The 22052-nt window shown below is 57.3% G+C and carries 15 protein-coding genes; 7 read left to right on the top strand and 8 right to left on the bottom strand.

The annotated features are described in order from the left end of the window. Window positions 1-104 precede the first annotated feature (104 nt). The 3 genes from AB4P97_RS10465 to AB4P97_RS10455 all read right to left on the bottom strand — a co-directional run bounded on the left by AB4P97_RS10465 (window position 105) and on the right by AB4P97_RS10455 (window position 4909). A complete protein-coding gene (locus tag AB4P97_RS10465; protein WP_395602611.1) occupies window positions 105-2228 on the bottom strand; it encodes an acyltransferase family protein in 2124 nt (707 codons plus the stop codon). 202 nt (window positions 2229-2430) lie between these two features. Further along, window positions 2431-3444: an aldo/keto reductase gene (locus tag AB4P97_RS10460; protein WP_395602610.1), complete on the bottom strand. Its 1014-nt coding sequence runs from the start codon at window positions 3442-3444 to the stop codon at window positions 2431-2433. A gap of 154 nt (window positions 3445-3598) precedes the next feature. Continuing rightward, window positions 3599-4909 (bottom strand): MFS transporter, encoded by a 1311-nt coding sequence (locus AB4P97_RS10455; protein ID WP_042559335.1) that lies wholly within the window; start codon window positions 4907-4909, stop codon window positions 3599-3601. 171 nt (window positions 4910-5080) lie between these two features. Here AB4P97_RS10455 and AB4P97_RS10450 point away from each other — a divergent pair, with 171 nt between their 5' ends. From AB4P97_RS10450 to AB4P97_RS10435, 4 genes are all read left to right on the top strand, one after another. Further along, the gene (locus AB4P97_RS10450) at window positions 5081-6199 is read left to right on the top strand and encodes a sugar diacid recognition domain-containing protein (RefSeq protein WP_042559334.1); all 1119 of its coding nucleotides are present in this window, start codon (window positions 5081-5083) and stop codon (window positions 6197-6199) included. A gap of 248 nt (window positions 6200-6447) precedes the next feature. Continuing rightward, window positions 6448-7587 carry a glycerate kinase gene (locus AB4P97_RS10445; RefSeq protein WP_395602609.1) on the top strand — a complete coding sequence of 380 codons (1140 nt, stop codon included), beginning with the start codon at window positions 6448-6450 and terminating at the stop codon, window positions 7585-7587. Between the two features lie 310 nt (window positions 7588-7897). Then, on the top strand, window positions 7898-9523 hold the full coding sequence (locus AB4P97_RS10440) for a methyl-accepting chemotaxis protein (protein WP_273877784.1): 1626 nt from the start codon (window positions 7898-7900) through the stop codon (window positions 9521-9523). Window positions 9524-9564: 41 nt separating this feature from the next. After that, window positions 9565-10752, top strand: a complete 1188-nt coding sequence (locus tag AB4P97_RS10435) for a pyridoxal phosphate-dependent aminotransferase (RefSeq protein WP_042559331.1) — start codon at window positions 9565-9567, stop codon at window positions 10750-10752. Window positions 10753-11034: 282 nt separating this feature from the next. Here the strand turns inward: AB4P97_RS10435 and AB4P97_RS10430 are convergent, their stop codons facing one another. The 5 genes from AB4P97_RS10430 to AB4P97_RS10410 all read right to left on the bottom strand — a co-directional run bounded on the left by AB4P97_RS10430 (window position 11035) and on the right by AB4P97_RS10410 (window position 16389). Continuing rightward, complete coding sequence (locus AB4P97_RS10430; protein WP_395602608.1) at window positions 11035-12012, bottom strand: 2-hydroxyacid dehydrogenase; 978 nt, start codon at window positions 12010-12012, stop codon at window positions 11035-11037. 13 nt (window positions 12013-12025) lie between these two features. Further along, window positions 12026-13324: an MFS transporter gene (locus AB4P97_RS10425; RefSeq protein ID WP_042559329.1), complete on the bottom strand. Its 1299-nt coding sequence runs from the start codon at window positions 13322-13324 to the stop codon at window positions 12026-12028. A 59-nt stretch (window positions 13325-13383) separates the two neighbouring features. Next, window positions 13384-14427 carry a sugar kinase gene (locus AB4P97_RS10420; protein WP_395602607.1) on the bottom strand — a complete coding sequence of 348 codons (1044 nt, stop codon included), beginning with the start codon at window positions 14425-14427 and terminating at the stop codon, window positions 13384-13386. After that, window positions 14420-15202 (bottom strand): AP endonuclease, encoded by a 783-nt coding sequence (locus AB4P97_RS10415; protein WP_395602606.1) that lies wholly within the window; start codon window positions 15200-15202, stop codon window positions 14420-14422. Before AB4P97_RS10415 ends, AB4P97_RS10420 begins: the two co-directional genes overlap by 8 nt. 161 nt (window positions 15203-15363) lie before the next feature. Beyond that, window positions 15364-16389: a LacI family DNA-binding transcriptional regulator gene (locus AB4P97_RS10410; protein WP_395602605.1), complete on the bottom strand. Its 1026-nt coding sequence runs from the start codon at window positions 16387-16389 to the stop codon at window positions 15364-15366. Between the two features lie 215 nt (window positions 16390-16604). On the opposite strand from AB4P97_RS10410, the gene AB4P97_RS10405 reads away from it, so the two are divergent. The 3 genes from AB4P97_RS10405 (at window position 16605) to AB4P97_RS10395 (ending at window position 21996) form a co-directional block, all read left to right on the top strand. Beyond that, on the top strand, window positions 16605-17408 hold the full coding sequence (locus AB4P97_RS10405) for a hypothetical protein (protein ID WP_080963926.1): 804 nt from the start codon (window positions 16605-16607) through the stop codon (window positions 17406-17408). An 86-nt stretch (window positions 17409-17494) separates the two neighbouring features. Next, complete coding sequence (locus AB4P97_RS10400; protein WP_395602604.1) at window positions 17495-19522, top strand: hypothetical protein; 2028 nt, start codon at window positions 17495-17497, stop codon at window positions 19520-19522. A 224-nt stretch (window positions 19523-19746) separates the two neighbouring features. Then, window positions 19747-21996 carry an autotransporter outer membrane beta-barrel domain-containing protein gene (locus AB4P97_RS10395; protein WP_052906085.1) on the top strand — a complete coding sequence of 750 codons (2250 nt, stop codon included), beginning with the start codon at window positions 19747-19749 and terminating at the stop codon, window positions 21994-21996. Window positions 21997-22052 lie beyond the last annotated feature (56 nt).

The following is a 22052-nucleotide window of genomic DNA, read 5'->3' as shown; positions in this document are numbered from 1 at the left end:
GGTCGAATCCATTGTAGGAGCTGTCGCAGGCTGCGATCTTTTTGATCCTGTTTTACCAAAGCAGAATCAAATGATCGCAGCCTGCACTCGCTCTTGCAGATGGCTTACCGAGTAGCCTTCAACGGGTTACTGAAGCGCTTGAGGTACATTTGACCGAGCTTGTAAGAGGCATAGTCAGTCACGTGGCCAATGTCACGATAGACCGGAAAACCGTCGATGACCGTCGCGCAAGTCCCGTCTTGGCATTGAACACCTTTCGGATCAATAACAATCAGACTCGGGTACTCATCCTGCAGTTCGCTGAACAGTGTCGCCAATACCGGGTCTTCGCCACCCGACCATGGTGAGGTGGCGCACAGACTGCTCTGCTCGGTGCTTCCCATCCAGCCCCGCAACTTGACTCGTTTTAACAGGCATTCGTTGATACCCGCCGGCATGGGCATCGTGTTCATCAGGAAGATGGGCGTGGCGCCCGACTTGACGATGATGTCCAGGGCTTCGCGGATCGCCACGCCCAGACGTTGTTGTGATAGCTCAGTGCTGCGAGGATCATCCTGTTTCGTGACGATGTCAGCATTCAGGTAGGCCTCCCAGAATTGGCCAACGATCACGTACTCAAAATGGCTTTTGCTGATCAGGTCGTAATATTGCTGAGCGGCGGTATGGCACTTTTGATACAGCCCTCCCTTGTATTTTTTCTCGTCGTAGAGGTAGACCTTGGGCAGTGCCAGGCACGCCGGGTAACCCTGTGAGAGTGCTGACAGGTTGGCGTCTTTAGCCAGCGTTTCAACAAATCCCCAGTAATGGTTCGAAAACGAATCACCCAGCAGAAATACCTGCGGGTCTGCCTGGGCGGCACCCATGATGCAGCCGAGGTCGGTGCCATCACTGACACCCAGGCATTTTTCCCGCTGGGCGGGGACATAGGCCTTCAGACCACTGAAGACCTGACTCGAATCTTCGCCAAAACGCTCGGGCCATCCATCGTGCTTCTTGCCGGCAGTGTGCAGCAACGAAAGTCCGATCGCGGGCACCAGCATCAGCAGTATCAGGGTTTTGGCAAAGCCAGCCCTTGGCTTGCGAAATTTGTTTTCGATGAGCACGAACGAAAGCCAGGCAATCACAAACGTGGCGACGAAATAGATGACCGTCACCATCGGCGTAAGCGTGATGCCGACATAGGCCACGAACGCCAGGATCGGCCAGTGCCAGAGATACAACGAGTAGGAGAGAGTGCCGATAAACACCAGCGGTTTGAAGGCCAGTATTCTGGAAGTGATGCTCGCATCGCCAATGCCCCGAAAGAGCAAGGCTGCGGTCGCGATGCAAACCGCTATGGCATGGTAGCCCGGGAACCCCGCGAGGATATCTTCCCGCGTCGCGCAGTAGAGAATCGTCGCCAGTGAAAGCGCACAGACCAACGATGCACTCAATCGATTGAGCCTGAATTTGTCCGTGCTGAAAATCACGGCACAGGAGCCGATCATCAATTCGAAAATTCGAGCGCTAAAGAGGTAGTAGTTTTTATCCGCCAGTGTGTGAGACCAGTACAAGGCCAGCGCCATGGCCGCCACAGTTAAACCGAGGACGGTCACCATGAAGGCTTTTTTCGCCACATAGCGGTTGAGCAGCCAAATGCCCAAGGGCAAGACCAGATACCACTGCCATTCGATGGCCAGAGACCAGGTGTGCAGCAGGGGCAAGGTCGCTGCATCGGGTGTCGCATAGCCGGTTGTCGCGTTGGAAAAATACTGGTTCGAGAGGAGTAACGAGGTGTACTTGCCGCTTTTCAGAAAATCGACATAGTCATCGGGCAAGTAAAGCAAAGTGGTGATGATCAGTGTGGCGATCAGCAACGCAATGATGGCCGGCTGTAGTCGCCAGATACGGCGGGTGTAGAACCCCGAGAAGCTGAACGTCCCATTGTCCAGCGACTTCATGATGATCGAGGTCGTCAGATACCCCGAGATCACGAAGAAGATATCTACGCCGATATAGCCCGACGGAAACAACGTCAATCCGCCGTGAAAGATCAACACCAGCAGAACGGCAATCGCCCGCAGCCCGTCGATGTCTGCTCGGTATTCAATAGTGGGTTTGCGATGCGGGGTAGCAGAGACCTGCGCCGAGGGTGACGGGGCTTCTGCGGTCTTATCATTGGCGCCGAGTGCTTTATGCCATGTCGCGCGCAGAGGCTTCCATGCAAACTCAAAAGGGCGATTGAGCATTTACTTATCCTGAAACAGTCTCGAACGATCTGATTTGTTTTTGTGATTGCGCTCAATTCATTGGGAAAAGGCGCGATGCGCAGGGTATCAGAAATGTTACAGAGATTTTTTCAATCGCCTGGGTTCAGCTCAGATCTTGTAATCAAACGACCCACCGCCGTCGCGCCTGCCTGTTGAGAGCGCCAAGGCGGGGAGGAAAACGTCAAACCGAATGGGGTTTACGCCCTGACACAAAATGACTGACATCGTTGAACCCTGGTGTCGATGCATGCCCAGGCACCACCAGCGAATCGATAAACGCTTCATCTTCAGCCGTGATGCTGATTGTCTGCGCCTTGGTGTACGCATCCCACTGCGCTTCCGTGCGCGGCCCGACAATCGCCGATGTCACTGCACTGTTGTTCAACACCCAGGCGATCGCAAATTCAACCATGCCCACCCCTCGGCCTTCGGTGTACTGCTGAATCTGCTGGGCAATGCGCAACGACTCGACCCGCCATTCGGTTTCCAGAATGCGCTTGTCCTGACGCCCGGCGCGGCTGTTGGCGTCGGGTGTCACATCCGGCGCGTACTTACCGCTTAGCACGCCACGGGCCAGCGGACTGTAAGGCACCACGCCGAGGCCATAGGTCTGCGCCGCGGTAATTTGTTCGGTTTCGGCCTGACGGTTGACGATGTTGTACAGCGGCTGGCTGATCACTGGCCGATCAACGCCGAGTTTATCGGCGATGCGAATCACCTCGGCAATCCGCCAGCCGCGATAGTTCGACAAACCCCAGTAACGAATCTTGCCCTGACGAATCAGATCGCCAATCGCCGCCACCGAGACCTCCAGCGGCGTGTTGTGGTCTTCGCGGTGCAGGTAATAGATGTCGAGGTAATCGGTGCCGAGCCGTGTCAGGCTGGCATCAATGCCGTTGAATATGTGTTTGCGGCTCAGGCCGCTACGGTTCGGCACACCGTCCACCGGGCCAAAACCGACCTTGGTCGCCAGCACCCATTCATGGCGATTACCGGCAATCGCTTCACCGACGATCTCTTCGGAGCGGCCGTTGGTATACACGTCGGCGGTGTCGATGAAGTTGATGCCCTGATCCCACGCCTTGTCGATGATGCGCAGCGATTCCTCAGTGCTGGTCTGCTCACCGAACATCATCGTGCCGAGGGTGAGGGTGGAAACCTGCAGTCCTGAGTGACCCAGTGTGCGATAGCTCATGCCGAAATCCTTTTGTCGGTGGGAAACTCTAATCAAATATCAGATGCGCTGCGTGAGACAAAGCAAAAAATCGCAGCAGCGACAGCGCCTGCACGGTGTACATCTATCCCGTGTTGGCGCTGCCGCAGACTGCGATCTTTTGATACGGCTTGAATCAGGCGCGCAATGTCCGCGTCATGCGCAACGCCAACACACTTCCGGCAACAATCACACCTGCCAGTAGATACAACGCCGCATCCGTCGAGCCGGTGCTGTCCTTGACCCAACCCACCAGGTACGGGCTGAGGAATCCGGCCATCTGTCCCATCGAGTTGATCAACGCCAACCCTCCGGCAGCAGCGCCAGCACTCAACATGGCAGTTGGCACCGGCCAGAACATCGGCAGGCCCGTCAACGCCCCCATGGTCGCGATGGTCAGACCCAGGATAGCGATGGCCGGATTGCCGGCGAAATTCACCGCAATCACCAGACCGATCGCACCCATCAACATAGGCACCACCAGATGCCAGCGGCGTTCTTTGCGCAGGTCCGCAGAACGCCCGACCACCAGCATGAACACGGCCGCCAGCAGATACGGAATCGCACTCAACCAGCCGATCACCAGGTTATCGCTGAAACCGAGGTTCTTGATGATCGACGGCAGCCAGAAGTTGATCGCGTACACGCCGCTCTGGATGCAGAAATAGATCAGGCCGAACGCCCAGATCGCCGGATTCCTGAACACCGCCAACAGCGAATCGGTGGTGGTTTTCGGTTTGTTCGCCAGGTCTTCGGCTTGATCCGCTTCCAGTACCGCACGCTCATGTGCGGTCAGCCATTTGGCCTTGGCAAAACTGTCGCTCAGCAGGAAGTAAGCCAGCAAGCCCAGCACCACGGTCGGAATGCCTTGCAGCAAAAACATCCACTGCCAGCCGGCCAAACCGCCCTGGCCCGCCGCGAAGTGATTGAGAATCCAGCCCGAAAACGGGCTGCCGAGCAGACCGGACACCGGGATCGCCGACATGAATAGCGCCATGATCCGGCCACGGCGGAAGGTCGGGAACCACTGCGAGAGATACAGCACAACGCCCGGGAAGAACCCGGCCTCGGCCGCACCGGTAAACAGGCGCAGGGTATAGAACTCGGTTGGTGTGGTGACGAACAACAGGCAGGTCGACAGCGTGCCCCACGTGATCATCATCACCGCAATCCAGCGTCGCGGACCGAATTTGGTCAAGGCCAGATTGCTCGGTACGCCGCACAGCACGTAGCCGATAAAGAAGATGCCGGCACCGAGGCCGTACACGGTTTCGCTGAATTTCAACGCGTCGAGCATCTGCAGTTTGGCAAATCCAACGTTAACCCGGTCGAGGTAGTTGAACAGGTAGCAGATAAAAATGAAGGGGATCAAGCGCAGGGTAATGCGTTTGTAAACGGCGTTTTTATCGTCGTCGATGGTCTGGGTAGCTGCGGCGCTCTGCGACATAGCGGCTCTCTCTTTATTATGATTTTTTGCGATGCAAAGGGTAACGTTGATCGCCCTGAGAGTCTCGGCCACCTTTGGCTGGATTGTCTTTGTGCCTGAGCACAGGGTTTGCCACCAGACCCTGTGCGGGTGACCAACCGTCCGCGCCTGTTTAGAAGGATTGCAGCCGTTATGTTCGAACTCGATCACGACCTCGCGCAGGACATCGTCGACCGGGCCATGGCCATTTTGCCGTACAACGTCAACGTCATGGACAGCCAGGGCTTGATCCTCGGCAGCGGCGAGCCGGAGCGCATCAACACCCGCCACGAAGGTGCGCAACTGGTGTTGGCCAACGGTCGCGTGGTGGAGATAGACGCGCCGACAGCCCTGCATCTGAAGGGTGTGCAGCCGGGGATCAATCTGCCGCTGTGGCTCGATCAGCGCTTGATTGGCGTGCTGGGCATTACCGGCGAACCAGAGCATCTGCGCACTTACGCCGAACTGGTGCGCATGACCGCCGAAATGCTGGTGGGCCAACGCAATCAGCAGGCCGAACAGCAATGGCGGCGCCAGCGCTGCGATGATCTGCTGGCATTGCTGCTGAGCGAAGCGGGGGATTCACCGCGTCTGGTCGACGAGGCGCAGCAACTCGGGCTCAAGCCGCAATTGACGCGCGTGCCGTATCTTTTCGAGTTGGGTCTTGAGCACGGGCCGGGGCAAACGGTCGAAGCGCTGAGTGCCTGGCTGACCTCGCGATACCCGGACAGTTGGTGCGTGAGCTCGGCCAAGTCGTCGCTGCTGTGGTGTCGGCCGGCCAGTCAAAACATCGAGCACGATCGTTTGCTGGAAAAACTCGACGGCCTGGGCTGGAAAATCCTGCGCATTGCGGTGGGCGGGCAGGCGGACGGGCTGGTCGGGTTGCGCCGTTGTTATCGCCGGGTCGGCGATCTGCTGGCCTACGGCCGCGAGGTGTTGCCCCATTCGCGCTTGTTGACCCTCAATCGCTATCGCCTACCGGTCATGCTCTGGCGCCATCGCAACGACGATGCGCTGGATGAACTGCTCAAACCACTGCGCAAGGTGATCGCCAAGGACGGCAACGGCCAATTGCTGGCGACGCTGCGCAGTTGGTGTGATCACGATGGCCAGAGTCAGGCCTGTGCCGATGCGCTGGGTATTCATCGCAACAGCTTGCGCTATCGGATGGAGCGGATTGCCGAGATCAGCGGGGTGGATCCGCTAAGGCTGGAGGGGATGCTGGCGTTGTATCTGGGTGTGCAGTTGTTGCCGCAGATTGAACCGGGTTGATTGCTGCTCTCACTGACGCCATCGCTGGCAAGCCAGCTCCCACAGGTTTTAGGGGTGTTCACAATATCTGTAGTCACCGAAGCCCCTGTGGGAGCTGGCTTGCCAGCGATGGCGCCGGAACATCCAGCATTAACACCAAGACCTTTTGTAGAAATGAACAATAAACGCCTGCGCCACTTGTGCAGCAGACAGGCGTCAATGCGCATGCCGACTGGCAGCATGAGGGGCATTGGAACTGGAGAATTCACATGAAGATCGTCATCGCCCCCGATTCGTTCAAGGACAGCCTGAGTGCCCAAGGCGTTGCCGAGGCCATTGCGCTGGGCCTGGCGCAAGTCTGGCCGTACGCCACGCTGGTCAAATGCCCGATGGCTGACGGTGGCGAAGGCACGGTCGAGTCGATTCTGGCGGCGTGCGAAGGCGAGTTGCGCCGCACTACTGTGCGCGGCCCGTTGGGCACGGCGGTTGATGCCGCGTGGGGCTGGTTGCCGCACAACCACACGGCAATCATTGAAATGGCCGAGGCCAGCGGTTTGCAATTGGTGCCGCCGGGCAAGCGTGATGCATGTATCAGCAGCACGTTCGGCACCGGCGAACTGATTCGCGCCGCACTCGATGCCGGTGCGCAACGGGTGATCCTGGCGATTGGCGGCAGCGCCACCAACGATGGCGGGGCAGGGGCGATGCAGGCGTTGGGTGTGAAGTTGCTCGACGCCCAAGGCCAAATGCTGGTGCCGGGCGGATTGGCGTTGGCGCAATTGGCGCGTGTAGATTTGACTGAACTTGATCCTCGTCTGGCGCAGGTGCGGTTTGATATCGCAGCGGACGTCAACAATCCACTGTGCGGCCCGCACGGTGCCTCGGCGATCTTCGGCCCGCAGAAAGGGGCATCGCCAGCGCAGGTGCAACAACTGGATCAGGCCCTCGGTCATTTCGCGCAATTGTGCGCCGAGGTGCTGGGCAAGGACGTGCGCGATGAACCGGGCAGTGGCGCGGCGGGGGGCTTGGGTTTTGCCGCCAAAGCGTTCCTTGGCGCGCAGTTTCAGGCCGGTGTGGAGGTGGTGGCCGAACTGGTCGGGCTGGCTGAAGCCGTCAAGGGCGCGGACCTGGTGATTACCGGCGAGGGGCGTTTCGATGCACAGACGCTTCGCGGCAAAACCCCGTTCGGCGTGGCGCGGATTGCCAGGCACTATGCAGTGCCGGTGATCGTAATCGCCGGAACCCTGGGTGACGGTTATCAAGAACTTTATGGACACGGCATCGATGCCGCTTTCGCCGTGACCAGTGGTCCGATGACGCTCGAACAGGCCTGCGCCGAAGCACCACGACTGCTGCGCGAACGGGCTACCGACATCGCCCGTGTGTGGCAACTGGCCGCAAAACCCTGAGACATTCGCACTGCAAGAGCTGCCGAAGGCTGCGATCTTTTGATCTTGAGGTTAGAAACCAAGAGCAAAAGATCGCAGCCTTCGGCAGCTCCTACATAATGCGCCGTCGACATGGGCGGTCGGGTGTTTCACTGCCGTTACACCCTGAAAAATATTTCATCTCTACCCACATCCTTCCTCAAGCCTGGCCGATACAGCCAACAGGCGCGCACAACAAATCCCAAAACAGTGACGCCGCACTGAAGCCCGTCCCGCGGGCAGGTGATCACGGCATGGATGCTCGTAGTTTCTATCCTCCGAGAGTCCAACTATGTCTTTGCGTAACCTCAATATCGCGCCCCGTGCCTTCCTCGGTTTTGCCTTCATCGCCTTGCTGGTGATTGTGCTCGGCGTGTTCGCCGTCAATCGCATGTCGATCATTCGCCAGGCGTCAATCGACATGGACTCAACGCAGTTGCCCAGCGTGACGCAACTCAGCGTGGTGACGGAAAACGTGCTGCGCCTGCGGATTCTGTCGTTCCGCGTGCTGGTCAATCGCGAGCCCACCGGTTTGCAGGAGGCGCAGACTCGCATCAATGTGTTGGTGGACAAGGTGCGCAATGCTCAAGCCAGCTATGCCGCGCTGCCCGCAGGCACAGAAGAACGCGCGCTTTACCAGACATTCGTCACGACGCTGGACAACTACCTGCAAGCGCAGAGCCAGATGATGGAGCTGTCGCGTCAGGACAAACTCGACGAAATGCGCACCTTGATCAACACGCGCATCAAGGACGGCACCGACCAGATGGGCGAGCAGCTCAACAAGCTGATCGCAATGAATGCTGCCGGCGCCAAAGCCGCTTCGATCCAGGCGGGTAAGTATTACGACAGCGCCATCACCGGCATCATCATTGTCTCCGTCGTTGCTGCGCTGGCGACCGTGCTGCTGGCCTGGCTGCTGACCCGCAGCATTGTCACCCCACTGAACCGCGCCGTCGAAGCCGCGCGAACCATTGCTGGCGGCAACTTGAGCAAACGCATCGAAGTCGATGGCAAGGACGAACCGGCTCGGCTGCTCGAAGCCCTCGCAGCGATGCAAACCAACCTGCGCAAAACCATCGAACAGATCGCCGGGTCCGCGACGCAACTGGGTGCCGCTGCCGAAGAACTCAGCGCCGTGACCGAAGAAGCCTCACGTGGCCTGCAACAGCAGAACAATGAAATCGAACAAGCGGCCACCGCCGTCAACGAGATGACCGCCGCTGTCGAGGAAGTCGCGCGCAATGCCGTGTCGACCTCCGAAGCGTCGAACCAGTCGACTCACGCCGCCCGCGAAGGTCGCGATCAAGTGGTGAAAACTGTCGACGCGATCCAGACCATGACCCACGACGTGCAAAACACCTCGCACATGATCGAAGGCCTCGCCGCACAGGGTCGCGACATTGGCAAGGTGCTCGACGTGATCCGCGCCATCGCCGAACAGACCAACCTGCTGGCGCTCAACGCCGCCATCGAAGCAGCGCGTGCCGGTGAAGCCGGACGCGGTTTTGCGGTAGTGGCGGACGAAGTGCGCGCGCTGGCTCATCGCACCGCGCAGTCGACGCAAGAGATCGAAAAAATGGTAGCCGGCATCCAGAACGGCACCGGCGAAGCGGTTTCGTCGATGCAACAAAGCAACCAGCGCACCCAGTCCACTCTGGAAATGGCTCGCGCCGCCGGCGTTGCGCTGGAGCAGATCACCCAGTCGATCCACCAGATCAACGAACGCAACCTGGTCATCGCCAGCGCTTCGGAAGAACAGGCGCAGGTGTCGCGCGAAGTTGACCGCAATCTGGTCAACATCCGCGACCTGGCCACGCAATCGGCCGCCGGCGCCAACCAGACCAGCGCCGCGACTCACGAACTGTCGCGCCTGGCAGTGGATTTGAACGCCATGGTGGCGCGTTTTGTGATTTGAGATAGGGTGAAGGCTGGACACTGCGCAATCAGGAGACGTGCATGCGCTATTCAGCCTTGACCCAACGAATCGCCGGCGAGGGCGCAGCGGCCTGGCAGATTCACGACCGAGCGCTGGAGTTGCGCGCCGAAGGTGTCGACATTCTGCTGCTGAGTGTGGGGGATCCGGATTTCGATACGCCGCTGCCGATCATCCACGGCGCGATCGACAGTCTGCTGGCGGGCGACACGCATTATTCCGATGTGCGTGGCCGCCTGGCGCTGCGCAAGCTGATTGCCGAACGTCATCGGCGAAGCAGTGGCCAAGTGGTCGATGCCGACCATGTGATCGTCATGCCCGGGGCGCAATGCGCCGTGTATTCGGTGGCGCAATGCCTGCTTGATCCGGGTGACGAGGTGATCATTGCCGAACCGATGTACGTCACCTATGAAGCTGTTTTCGGTGCGTGCGGCGCGACGGTCGTGCCGGTGCCGGTTCGCCCGGAGAACGGCTTCCGCGTCGATCCCGCCGATGTCGCGGCGCGCATCACGGCGAAAACCCGCGCCATGCTGCTCAACAGTCCCAACAACCCATCCGGTGCGAGCCTGTCGTTACTGATCTGGCAGGAATTGGCCGCGCTGTGCGTGCGTCATGACTTGTGGCTGATCAGCGACGAGGTCTATAGCGAACTTCTCTACGAAGGCCAGCACATCAGTCCGGCGAGTCTGCCGGGCATGGCCGAACGCACGGCGACAATCAACAGTCTGTCGAAATCCCATGCCATGACCGGTTGGCGCGTCGGCTGGTCGATCGGGCCGAAATCGTTGGCTGGGCATCTGGTCAATCTGTCGTTGAGCATGCTTTTTGGTCTGCCGGATTTCGTGCAGAAAGCCGCGCAAGTCGCGCTGGAGACCGACCTGCCGGAAGTGACGCAGATGCGTGAGGAATATCGCCTGCGCCGCGACCTGGTCTGCGAGCGCTTGCACGGTTGCCCGGGGCTGCATCCGGTCCGCCCTGATGGCGGCATGTTCGTGATGGTCGATGTGCGCCAGACCGGACTCGGCGCGCAGGCATTTGCCGAGCGGTTGCTGGAAGGGTATGGCGTCTCGGTGCTGGCCGGTGAGGCATTCGGGCCCAGTGCCGCGGGGCATATTCGCATCGGGCTGGTGGTGGATCGGGTGCGGCTGGCGGATGCCTGTTCGCGGATTTCGCTGTGTGCGGCGCAGCTGTTACAGGCGCGCAGTGCCTGAACGTTTTGCATCAGATGTACTGGCCTCATCGCTGGCAAGCCAGCTCCCACAGCGGTTAGTGTCGCTCACAAATGTGATGAACACCGAATAACCTGTGGGATCTGGATTGCCAGCTCCCACAGTGGTTAGTGTCGTTCACAAATGTGATGAACACCGAATAACCTGTGGGATCTGGATTGCCAGCTCCCACAGTGGTTAGTGTCGTTCACAAATGTGATGAACACTGCATAACCTGTGGGAGCTGGCTTGCCAGCGATGGGGTCCATTCAGGCACTGAAAATCTCAGCCCTGCCAAGCCACTGGATTCACCAGATTCAAAGGCTTTTCACCACCCAAAGCCGCCAACAAATTCTCCACCGCACACCGCGCCATTGCCTCGCGTGTCTCGTGCGTCGCCGAGCCCATATGCGGGGTTGCCACCACGTTATCCAGTTGCATCAACGGCGAATCCTGATTCAACGGTTCACGCTCGAACACGTCCAGACCTGCCGCACGAATCCGTTGATGGCGCAGTGCATCAACCATCGCTGCTTCGTCAACAACCTTGCCTCGCGAGATGTTGATGAAGATGCTTTCCGGACGCATCAACGCAAATTGCCCGGCGCCGATCAACCCCTCGGTCTGCGCCGTCAGCGGCAAGGTCAGGCAGATGAAATCGGCCTGCTTGAGCAAGTCTTCCAGGCTGCGGTACTGCGCATCAAAACGCGCCTCGACAGCCGGTTTACGCGACTGGCTGTGATAAATCACCGGCATGCCAAAACCGAAATGACCACGCTGCGCCAGCGCCTCGCCAATGCGGCCCATGCCGATGATCCCCAGGGTCTTGCCATGCACATCGGTGCCAAAATGCGCCGGGCCGAGGTTGCGCTGCCACTGACCGCTGCGCACCATGTTCGCCAGCTCGACCACGCGTCGGGCGGCGGCAAGGATCAGGGCGAAACCGGTGTCAGCGGTGGTTTCGGTCAGCACGTCCGGGGTGTTGGTCAGCAGAATCTTGCGGCGGGTCAGGTAATCGATGTCGTAGTTGTCGACGCCCACCGACACACTGGCAATGGCCTCCAGCTGTGGCGCCAGATCGAGCAATGTGGCGTCGAGTTTCAGGCTGGCGCCCAGCAAGCCATGGGCGCGGGGCAGGGCATCACGCAGTTGCATGAGGCCGTCGGCATCGAGGCTTTCGATCAGCGTCACATCAAACTGATCTTGCAGTCGCGCCATGAGCGCGGGTGAAAGTTTCTTGTACAGGACGACCTGTTTTTTCATGGCAAAGATCTCTTCAGGAGTGAGCCGGCACGGCAGGCGTGGCGACGGCTTTGGCCACGACGCGATCACTGGCGCCGGGCTTGAGGAAAATCGTCAGCACCACCGACAGCAGCAATGCACCGCTCATCAGCAGATACGAAGAACCGGGCGAACCGGTCGAGCTGTTCAGGTAACCCACCAGGTACGACCCGCCGAACGAACCGAGCGCGCCCATGCTGTTGATCAGCGCCATCGCGCCACCGGCGACGTTGGCCGGAAGAATCTCGGGCACGATCGCGAAGAACGGCCCGTAAGGCGCGTACATGCAGGCGCCAGCGATCACCAGCAGCGTGTACGACCACCAGAAATGTTCCGCACCGAGCGCGTAGGAACCGTAGAACGCAATGGAAGCAATCAACAGCGGCGGCCAGACGAAGCGTTTGCGTTTTTGCAGTTTGTCCGAGCCCCACGACACCACCAGCATGCCGATCACGGCCGCCAGATACGGCAGCGACGACAGCCAGCCGGCCTCGATCATGTCCATTTGCGCGCCAGCCTTGAGGATCGACGGCAGCCACAGCACAAAGCCGTAGACGCCGATGCTCCAGCAGAAAAACTGCAAGGCCAGAATGATCACCTTCGGTGAACGGAACGCCTCGGCGTAGTTCTTCACCGCTTTGATGCCGACCTGTTCGGCGGCCAAGGCGCTTTCCAGATCGTGTTTTTCCTGGTCGCTGAGCCACTTGGCCTGGGCCGGACGATCATCGGCCAGTTTCCACCAGATAAACGCCCAGAGCACCGCCGGCAGACCTTCAATGATGAACATCCAGCGCCAGCTGAAATGCTGCACCAGATAACCCGACACCACCGACATCCACAGCATGGTCACCGGGTTGCCGAGGATCAGAAAGGTGTTGGCCCGCGAGCGTTCGGCGCGGGTGAACCAGTGGCACAGATAAACCAGCATCGCCGGCATCACCGCCGCTTCGACCACGCCGAGCATGAAGCGGATGACGATCAGCCAATAGGCGTTGCTGACCACGCCGGTCAACGTCGCGAGCCCGCCCCAAAGGATCAGACTGACGAAAATCAGTTTCTTAACGCTGTGTTTTTGCGCGTAGATCGCGCCGGGTACCTGGAAGAAAAAGTAGCCCAGGAAAAACAGTGCACCGAGCAATGAGGACAGGCCCGGTGTGATCATCAAGTCTTCGGCCATGCCGGACGCCGCAGCGAAACCGTAGTTGGCGCGGTCGAGATACGCCAGGCTGTAAGTGATGAACACGATGGGCATGATGTACCACCAGCGGCGGGCGGCGAGGGTTGCAGTTTTCATGGGTGTTACTCCTGAGCTTGTTGTTTTTGTCGCAGCAGGTTTGGTTAATCGGTTGACTGTCAGGTCCTCATCGCTGGCAAGCCAGCTCCCACAATGGTTTGTGGTGTTTCAAAAACAGTGGCAACACCACAGGACCCTGTGGGAGCTGGCTTGCCAGCGATGGGGTCCATGAATTCAACAGTGAGTTCAGCCCGGGTCGGCAACCCCTCCATATCCCCGCGACTCTGTACCGCCCGACTGCCAATCCAGTTCGCGCGCCGCACGGCCTCGGCAAAACTCTGGTGCTCCAGCAGGGCGCTGATCATGCCCACCGCAAACCCGTCACCCGCGCCAACCGTATCGACGACATGGGTCACCGGCACCCCGGCAACAAAGCCCTGATCCAGTTGCGTGCGGTAATAGGCACCCTGCGGCCCGAGCTTGATCGCCACCGCTTCGGCGCCCTGATCGAGATAAAACGCAGCGATATCTGCCGGGTCTTCAAACCCGGTGAGCAAACGCCCTTCGCTCAAACCCGGCAGCACCCAATGGGCAAGGGCGGCGAGGCGGTTGATCTCGCCGATCATCTCGCGCTCGCTGGCCCAAAGACTCGGGCGCAGGTTGGGGTCGAAAGACACGCTGCGCCCGGCATTGCGCATGCGCGTCATCAGCTCGAATGACATTTCCCGCGCCGTACCGGACAGCGCGGGAGGAATACCGGTGGCGTGCAGATGCCGAGCGTTCAGCAGTTCGGGCGTGATCGATTGCGGCGACAGATGACTGGCCGCCGAGCCACGACGGAAGTACTCGACTTGCGGGTCGCTGCCATCGTCGCAACGGGACTTGAACTGAAACCCGGTTGGATGCGTTTTGCAGACTTCAACCTGGCTGCAATCCAGACCCTCGCGCGCCAAGGTGTCGACGACAAAACGGCCGAGCGAATCATTGCCCACCCGACTCAGCCACGCGACGTTGAAACCCAGCCGCGAGAGGCCAATCGCCACGTTGCTGTCGGCGCCGGCAATGCGCTTGTGGAAGTGCTCGACCTTTGCCAGGTCCCCGCTTTGCTCGGCCACCAGCATCGCCATGGTTTCGCCGAACGACAGAATATCGATCTCAGACATGAGCTGGCTCCAGGCGGGATTGGCCGAGGCGGGCGAGGGTGGCGACGTGTTCGGTGGTCAACTCCACCAGGTCATCGCCCTGCAACGGATATTCGGCGGCGCGCATAACGCCTTGGTCCATGTGCCGCAGCAGTTGCTCCCACAGATGCAGGTCGCTGACGGCGGGCGGCACTGCTACCAACTTGCCGTCGGCGCGCCGGGCCAAGGCTTTGCAATGCACATAGCCGACGTGCCGACCGAGCAGGCGAGCGGCGTTGGCAGCGGATTGGTCCTGCCACTGCCAATTGCCGATATCGAAGGTCATCTTGATCGGCAAGTTGTGCTGCTCAACAGCATTAAAGAAGCGTTGGAACGCCTCGATCCGCCCGCCGTGCAGCGTCTGGTCGTTTTCCACCAGCAGGTGCACCCGGCTGTTGCCGAGCAGTTGCTGCAAAACCGTCAGATCACAATTGTCGGTGAAGTAGCCGAGGGAGACTTTCAGCCATTTCGAACCGAACGCCTCGGCGTGTTGCAGGGCCGTGATCAGTTCAGGATTGGGGCGCGCCTGGCCGGCCAGCCACAACTCGGTCGGCGAGGAATAGATGCTTTGCAGGCCCAGTGCCTGAGCGGCTGCGCTCAACTGTGCGGGGTTCTCGCGAGTCAGCAACTCTTCGCGCCACTCGATACGATCGGCCCCGGCAGCGGCCAGCACGTCGATAAAAAAGTCCTGCCCGCGTTGGCGCACTAGCTCGGCGCCGTAGCTGGACAGGCTGATGGAAACGGCAGGTTTATTCATTGTTGTTGACCTCTGAAACCGGTTTCATTTTTGTTCAAAAAAATATCAGTCAGTGCTGTGTTGCTTTCGAGCGCCTCATCGCTGGCAAGCCAGGACCCACAGGTTTAGTGAGCGACACGGACATAGTGGGAGCTGGCTTGCCAGCGATGAGGCCCGATCAATCACTGCAAAACCCCCAGGGTGGAACCTCGTACGACCAACACCGGCGCAAAATCCACCACCCGCGCCGCCTCATCATCCCCACGCAAACGCTTGAGCAAACACTCGAATGCTCGCGCACCAATCGCTTCCGTTGGCTGCGCAAGCGCAGTAATTCCGCTGCCCACCAGCGGATACCAATCCAGATCATCCAGGGCAATCAAGCCGATATCCTCGAACAGCCGCGAACCGATCTTGCGCAACGCATGAGTGGCGGCCAGCGCCGCCACGCCATTGGCACAAAACAGCGCTTTCGGGCCGAGATCAGGTTTGTGTAAAAAGGTTTGAAGATGCGTCGCGAGATCGTCGCCGGTTTCCACCACCGCCCCATTCAATGCAGAGCGCTGCTTTAGCTGCGTCTGAAAACTGCTGACTCGTTCGATCCGCGAACTGGTGCCGTCATAGGGTTCAGTCACCAACAACACGTCGCTATAACCACGTTGTTCCAGGTGGGCCAGGGCCATTTCCACTGCCTGCGGGTTGTTCAGCCCGATCATGTCGCTGTCGAGACCGTCGACCTTGCGATCCACCAGCACCAGCGGCATCTCGCGGCGCAACTCGTGCAACTCGTTACGGTGATGGCCGAGGGTGTTCACGATCAGCCCTTCGATGTTGTACGAGCGCAATAGCGCCAGATGCTGGCGCTCCTGCTCGTCATCGCGGTCGGTGTTGCACACCACCAGGCTGTAGCCGTGCGCACGGCAGGCAGTTTCCACCCCGTGCATCACGGCAATTGAATAAGGGTTGCCGATATCTGCCACCAGCATGCCGATCAGGCGTGTGCGCCCGCGCTTGAGGCCACGGGCCATCTGGTTTGGGCGATAGCCGAGTTCATCGATAGCCTGTTCGATGCGCAAAGCGATTGCATCGGAAAGCAGGGCGCGGTCGTCGCCAATGAAACGCGAGACGCTGGCCTTGGATACGCCTGCGCGCTCGGCGACATCAAGCATGGTGACGCGGCTGCGCTGGGCGGCGGAGAAGTCGTTCATTAGCGAACCTGTTTATTGTTGGAATAGCGCTGAAACCGGTTTCAGGGAATCCGATATTACGTAATGCCGTCAAGCGATTTTCTTAAAAGTTTCGAGGCTTTTCCGATAGGCGGTCGTTTCACCTGTCAGATCTGACAGTAGTCAACTCGCTCGGCAGATCGTTTAATCCAACTGCGGATATTGCTCAATTCCAAGATATAAAAGAGGAAGACTTTATGTCGAACCAAGGGCCTCTGGACTTCAAGCCACCGAGCGTGAATGGAGTGGAAGATCCAGATTTAGATCCAGATGGTTACATCCCTCTTGATTTGTTGCTGGCAGGCATTGAAGTCGTTGTTCCCCTCTGGCCGAGTCATGCGACAGGCCCCGATGATCGGGATTTATTGACTGTATATTTTGACCAGCCTGGGCAACCGCTCATCAAGATCGAGAATATTTACAAAGCCGCGGATATAAAACCCCAGTTTGTTATTCCTATCAATGCCAGCCATTTACAAGTCAACGGGCAAGGCAAACTTTGGTATGAATTACTGGATACCGCCGACCATCGTAGCAAATCAGAACCGCGCACTCTTACAATTGATCACGCCCCTGTTCCGATGACCCTGACACCGCCAGGCTTTCTTTACCTGAATTTAAATGGATATTTAAATTGCTTTACCCAACCACCGATCTGGGATGGCATTTTTGTCACTGTCCCACCCTTGACGGGGTTCAATCCTGGAGATCGCCTTGAATTGCAGTGGAGAGGCTATTCCAGTTTAAATGGAAGTGGTGTGGAATATGTGCGCGCGCGAAAGAAGATTGTAAATCCAGCCTTGAGTGATGAAGATATCAGGCAAGGCTTTAAGGTAATTGTCGCGCCATACGATGTTCATATAAAGCCAATGGCTAAAAATTCATCTGCTGTTGTTCGGTATCGAATATTGCGAGGCCGACGACTCGTTGGAGTTTCAAAAATTGGGGTCGCGAAAATTGACAGAAAATTACCCGGACATGATCTTCTATGCGGGCCGTAGAAGAGCGTGGTGTAACAGTTGAGTTGTATCAATAGCTAAATGTTTTTTAGTGGGTTCACCAAAACTGCAAACACATGGAGAGAATCATGAACGCTATAGTTGAACGGGCCAGACTATCCAGAATGGCTGTACTCAAAGCCAGATCTACCTTGGAAAACAACATTGCCATGGATCCGAGACCTGCTACATTTCCGGCGCAGACGATTCCTTCTGATCTGCGCATTCCAAAAGCGGCGCTTGCTGCAGACTTGGATTATCTCGTTCCAAGGCCGTCGCTTGAAGATGATGACGATGCTTTTCAGCCGCAGATCCGTAGGAAAGGCACTACCGTGTGGTTAGATATCCTTACTGGTCAGTTCGAATTTCTGGGACCTGTAGCTGATCGAGACTGGAGTGTGCCGTTCAAGATTCCACAGCGTTTTCTGATAGAGGAACGAACTCCAGAAACACCTACAGAATGGGAGTTTCGTTATATATATTATGCCGCCGGCACCAATGATGTTGCGTCTGCCATATCGACCTTCGCTGTTGATCTTACGAAACCTGGCGAAGTAAAAACCCCGCCGTCGGATCGTACACCTGCCGCAGCCTCATGGCCTGCGGATCTTGGGCCGACTGTTCCCATCAATGACGAGTACCTCGAAGGTAAAACCGGCATCATCGTCAAACCGGCGATTCCTGCAAACTTTGAACCGACTGACGTGTACAAGTTTTATTTCGGGCCTGCGCCCGATCCTGGCCGTGACATCCCGGTTTTTGACGGGGTGTTGTCGGCCAATCAGGACGCGGAAATTCCAAAAAGCGTCTTTGTGAATGCTGGAGAGGGTCTCAATCGACTGATTTATACCTCCTCGGATGTCGTGGGTAATATCGGGCGCCGATCGAACTTCAGTCAGCGTGAGGTTCAGCATGCCATGGACCCGGATCCTGCTACAGTCAAGCCTCCAGTCGTAACGCTGGCCAATGGTGTAGATGGCGATAACCTGATCGATCTGAAAGACACCCAGGTGGACAGCCAGGGCGTGGAGTTTAAAGTCACGGTGCCTACACCCAATGCTGGAAGCGACACAATTGTCGGCTTTTGGGGGGGGCAGCAGGTGGGTGCTGAGCAACGAGTTGGTAGTGACGCGGAGTTAACGTTTTATGCTCCTTACGACATTGTAAAACAGATATATGGCGATACTGACGGGATCGTCATGACCAACGTCAGCTACACAATGTTTCGAGGCACCAGAGATCTGGCTAAATCAGACGTTGATATTGACGTTGATATTTCATTCATTGGCCCGGATCCCATTACGATAGGGCTCGATCCGCCAACATTGACGACATCAGCGGGCAATAACGACGAAATCAGAGAAGGCGATTACGGAGATGACGCAATCACTGCACATATCCTGCTGTTCTCCGCTCCACCCACAGAAGAGGGGTGGTTGATCGACCTGTTTTATGATGATGTCAAGATCGGCGAATCTATCGCTCTGACGATTGGGCAGGAGGGCAACAGGATTGATCGAGTTATCCCTTGGAAAACTATTGCTGATCAAAACAGTGGAACTAAAGTTCTTCGTTATACCTTGAGCTCTCCCAACACGCACAATCCAACGGACTCTCGGCCGAAAGTTATTCCAGTGGATCCGTTCCCGATTGAAATGGCGGCTCCGGAAATATTGGGCCTTGCGGGGCCGGCAAGACGGATCGGATGCTCCACATTGAATTTCCCTACAGCCACTGTACCGAATGATGGTACAGAAAGGAGAAACCTGCGTGTACGGGTGATACCAAACACATACACAGTGGATGGTGAGACCATTACACTGAAGTTTCAGGGGATGACTATAGAAGATGTTCCTGTGCCTATTCCTGGTACTGACGCTGAAGCCACGTTTCCCATTGTCGGAACATTCCCTGCGGAGGGCGTCGTGATTGAAATCGGCGATTATATGGAGGACTTCAAACCCACGCACCTGGCAAACGGCAGGGTGACTTATTCAATTTCGCGTGGAGGTGCAGGTAATAATCCGACACCCGATTCCCTGCCTGCGATACGCGCGCTGGATCTGGATGATAGTGAGGGACGGTTCTGTGAAGATTTTTTTTCTCCTACACCATAAGTAAGTTATCGGGGGGGCAGTGCGGCCAGGAAGCCGTTCGCTGCCCCTCCTTAATTAATCCCGCTCCTGAATAAATTCTGAATAACTCTCGTCGGCCTTGAACGACCATTCGCGCTCTAAATAAAGAAAAGTCCTACAGAAAAGAGTGAGTCTTCTCTATAGCCTTGCGATCCTCAAAGGCTGGCTAAAACGCCTTCATTCCAAGTCAGAAGCAGGTATTCACTATGTGGGGTAAGTCGTTACCGGGCGGGAATCGCTCGCGGTGCTGCGTCATTTTAAGTCCTTCATTGTTGGCACTTTTTAGCGCTTTTGCCAGCGCTGCGCCGGTCGTGGAACGCGAGGAAACCGTCAACGGCGGCACTCCGCAAACATGGGATCTTGCGCAAGATGCGAAACTGACTGTCAATGGCGCACAAACGCTCGCCATCACCGCTGACAGTTCAGCGCTGATCGTCAATCCAGGTAGCTCGACGCAGCAGATATCAGCGCGCAATGGGTCAACTGTCAATTTGAGTGGCACAACTGTCACAGGTGTTGGTGGCTTGGCGGCGGTTTTTTTGAGCAACAGCAACGCCACCATCGACAACAGCACTATTACGGGTAATCGGGTAGGACTACAGGTCGTTCGCGATGCGAATACGCAGATCGGTTCTCAGGTCACCGTCACCGGCGGAACCACGATCAGTGGTGGAACAGGGGGCGCGCTGGTCAGCGCCTACAGCGTCCTGAACCTCATCGATTCCAGTCTTCTCGGAACCGGCGCCAACAGTTATGGACTTCGCTTGAGCAGTGGCCAAGCGATTGGGCGAAACAGCACGATTGTTGGTGGCCGTGAAGGTGTGGTCATCGGCTTTGACCCCAATGAAGTACAGCCAGCGGTGTTGAGCCTCGAAAACACTACGGTACAAGGTAGAACCGGCGCGGCGATCCTGGTGGATTTTGCCAACCGTGCGGACTCGACAGCCTCCATAACATTGACCAACTCTAGTTTACTGGCTGGCAATGGCACGTTGCTGGATGTCAAAGGAGGTGCGAATACATCGCTGGTGGTCAACGGCAGTACGCTGACGGGCGATATCGTTACGGAGCAGGGCAGCACCACAAAATTGATTTTGCAAGAAAACTCAACGCTGACAGGGCAGCTGCATAATGTTGCCAGCGCCACGATCAACGACAGTGCCAAATGGGTGCTTACAGGTAACAGCAACATCGATCAGCTTTCCTTGAACAACGGAGGTTCGGTGGTTTTTGGGGCCAGCGATGCCTTCTATCAACTAAACGTAAACTCACTGTCCGGCGATGGTCGCTTCGTAATGGGCACCGACTTTAGTACGGGTCAGACGGATCTGCTGAATGTCACCGGAGTCGCCCATGGGACCCATGAACTGTTGATCGCCAGTAGTGGCGTTGACCCTGCCAGCGGGCAACCTATTCGCGTTGTGCAAACGGCAGGGGGGGATGCACAGTTTTTCATCGAACGCGACGTCGACCTGGGCGCCTTTTCCTATGCCTTGGCTAAAAGCGGTAACGATTGGATACTCGATCCCAGTACGCGTACGGTCAGTCCTGGGGCGCGCTCCGTGCTGGCGCTGTTCAATACGGCTTCGACTGTTTGGCTGGGTGAACTGACTTCTCTGCGCACCCGGATGGGTGAACTGCGATTCAATGGCGGACAGTCTGGCGCATGGGCACGTACATATACCAATAAATACAACGTCAGCGATGGTTCAGGTGTTGGCTATCAACAGCGTCAGCACGGCTTTACGTTGGGAGCGGATGCTCCGTTGCCCTTGGGTGATGGTCAATGGGTGATCGGCGTAATGGCGGGTCAAAGTCAGTCTGACCTTGACCTCGGTGCCGGCACATCGGGTAGCGTTGATAGTTACTATCTGGGTAGCTATCTAACCTGGCTGGATGCGCAGACAGGCTACTACGCTGATTTTTTAGTGAAGGCCAACCATTTCCGTAATGACGCCAAGGTGGGGTTGAGCGATGGTTCTCGAGCCAAAGGTGATTATGATAATTCCGGGGTTGGCGGTTCGGTAGAGTTCGGCAAACACATCACTTTGGCTGATGGGAATTTTTTGGAGCCCTACACCCAATGGTCTGCTGTGGTCATCGAGGGCAAGGATTATTCTCTGAGCAACGATCTTCGAGCTGACGGGGATCGTACTCGCTCGTTTATCGGCAAGATAGGCGTTACCGCGGGACGGAACATTGAGTTGGGGCAAGGCCGGGTGGTGCAACCCTACATGCGTGTCGCATGGGCTCACGAGTTTGCGAAAAATAATGAAGTACAGGTTAATAACAACGTTTTCAATAATGATCTTTCAGGTTCTCGCGCAGAGGTGGGGGCGGGTGTCGCAATGGTTGTCGCGAAAAATTTCAGTGTTCATGCTGATTTTGAATACAGCAACGGGCAAAATATAGAACAGCCGTTTGGTGCCAATATCGGTTTGCGCTATACGTGGTAATAAAACAGTTATAAGAAAAGGAAGCGAAAGCTTCCTTTTCTTGTTTTGTTGATTAT

Source organism: Pseudomonas sp. A1230 (assembly GCF_044218825.1).
In the GTDB taxonomy this organism is placed as follows: domain Bacteria; phylum Pseudomonadota; class Gammaproteobacteria; order Pseudomonadales; family Pseudomonadaceae; genus Aquipseudomonas; species Aquipseudomonas iridis.
This window is presented reverse-complemented; position numbering and strand designations above follow the sequence as displayed.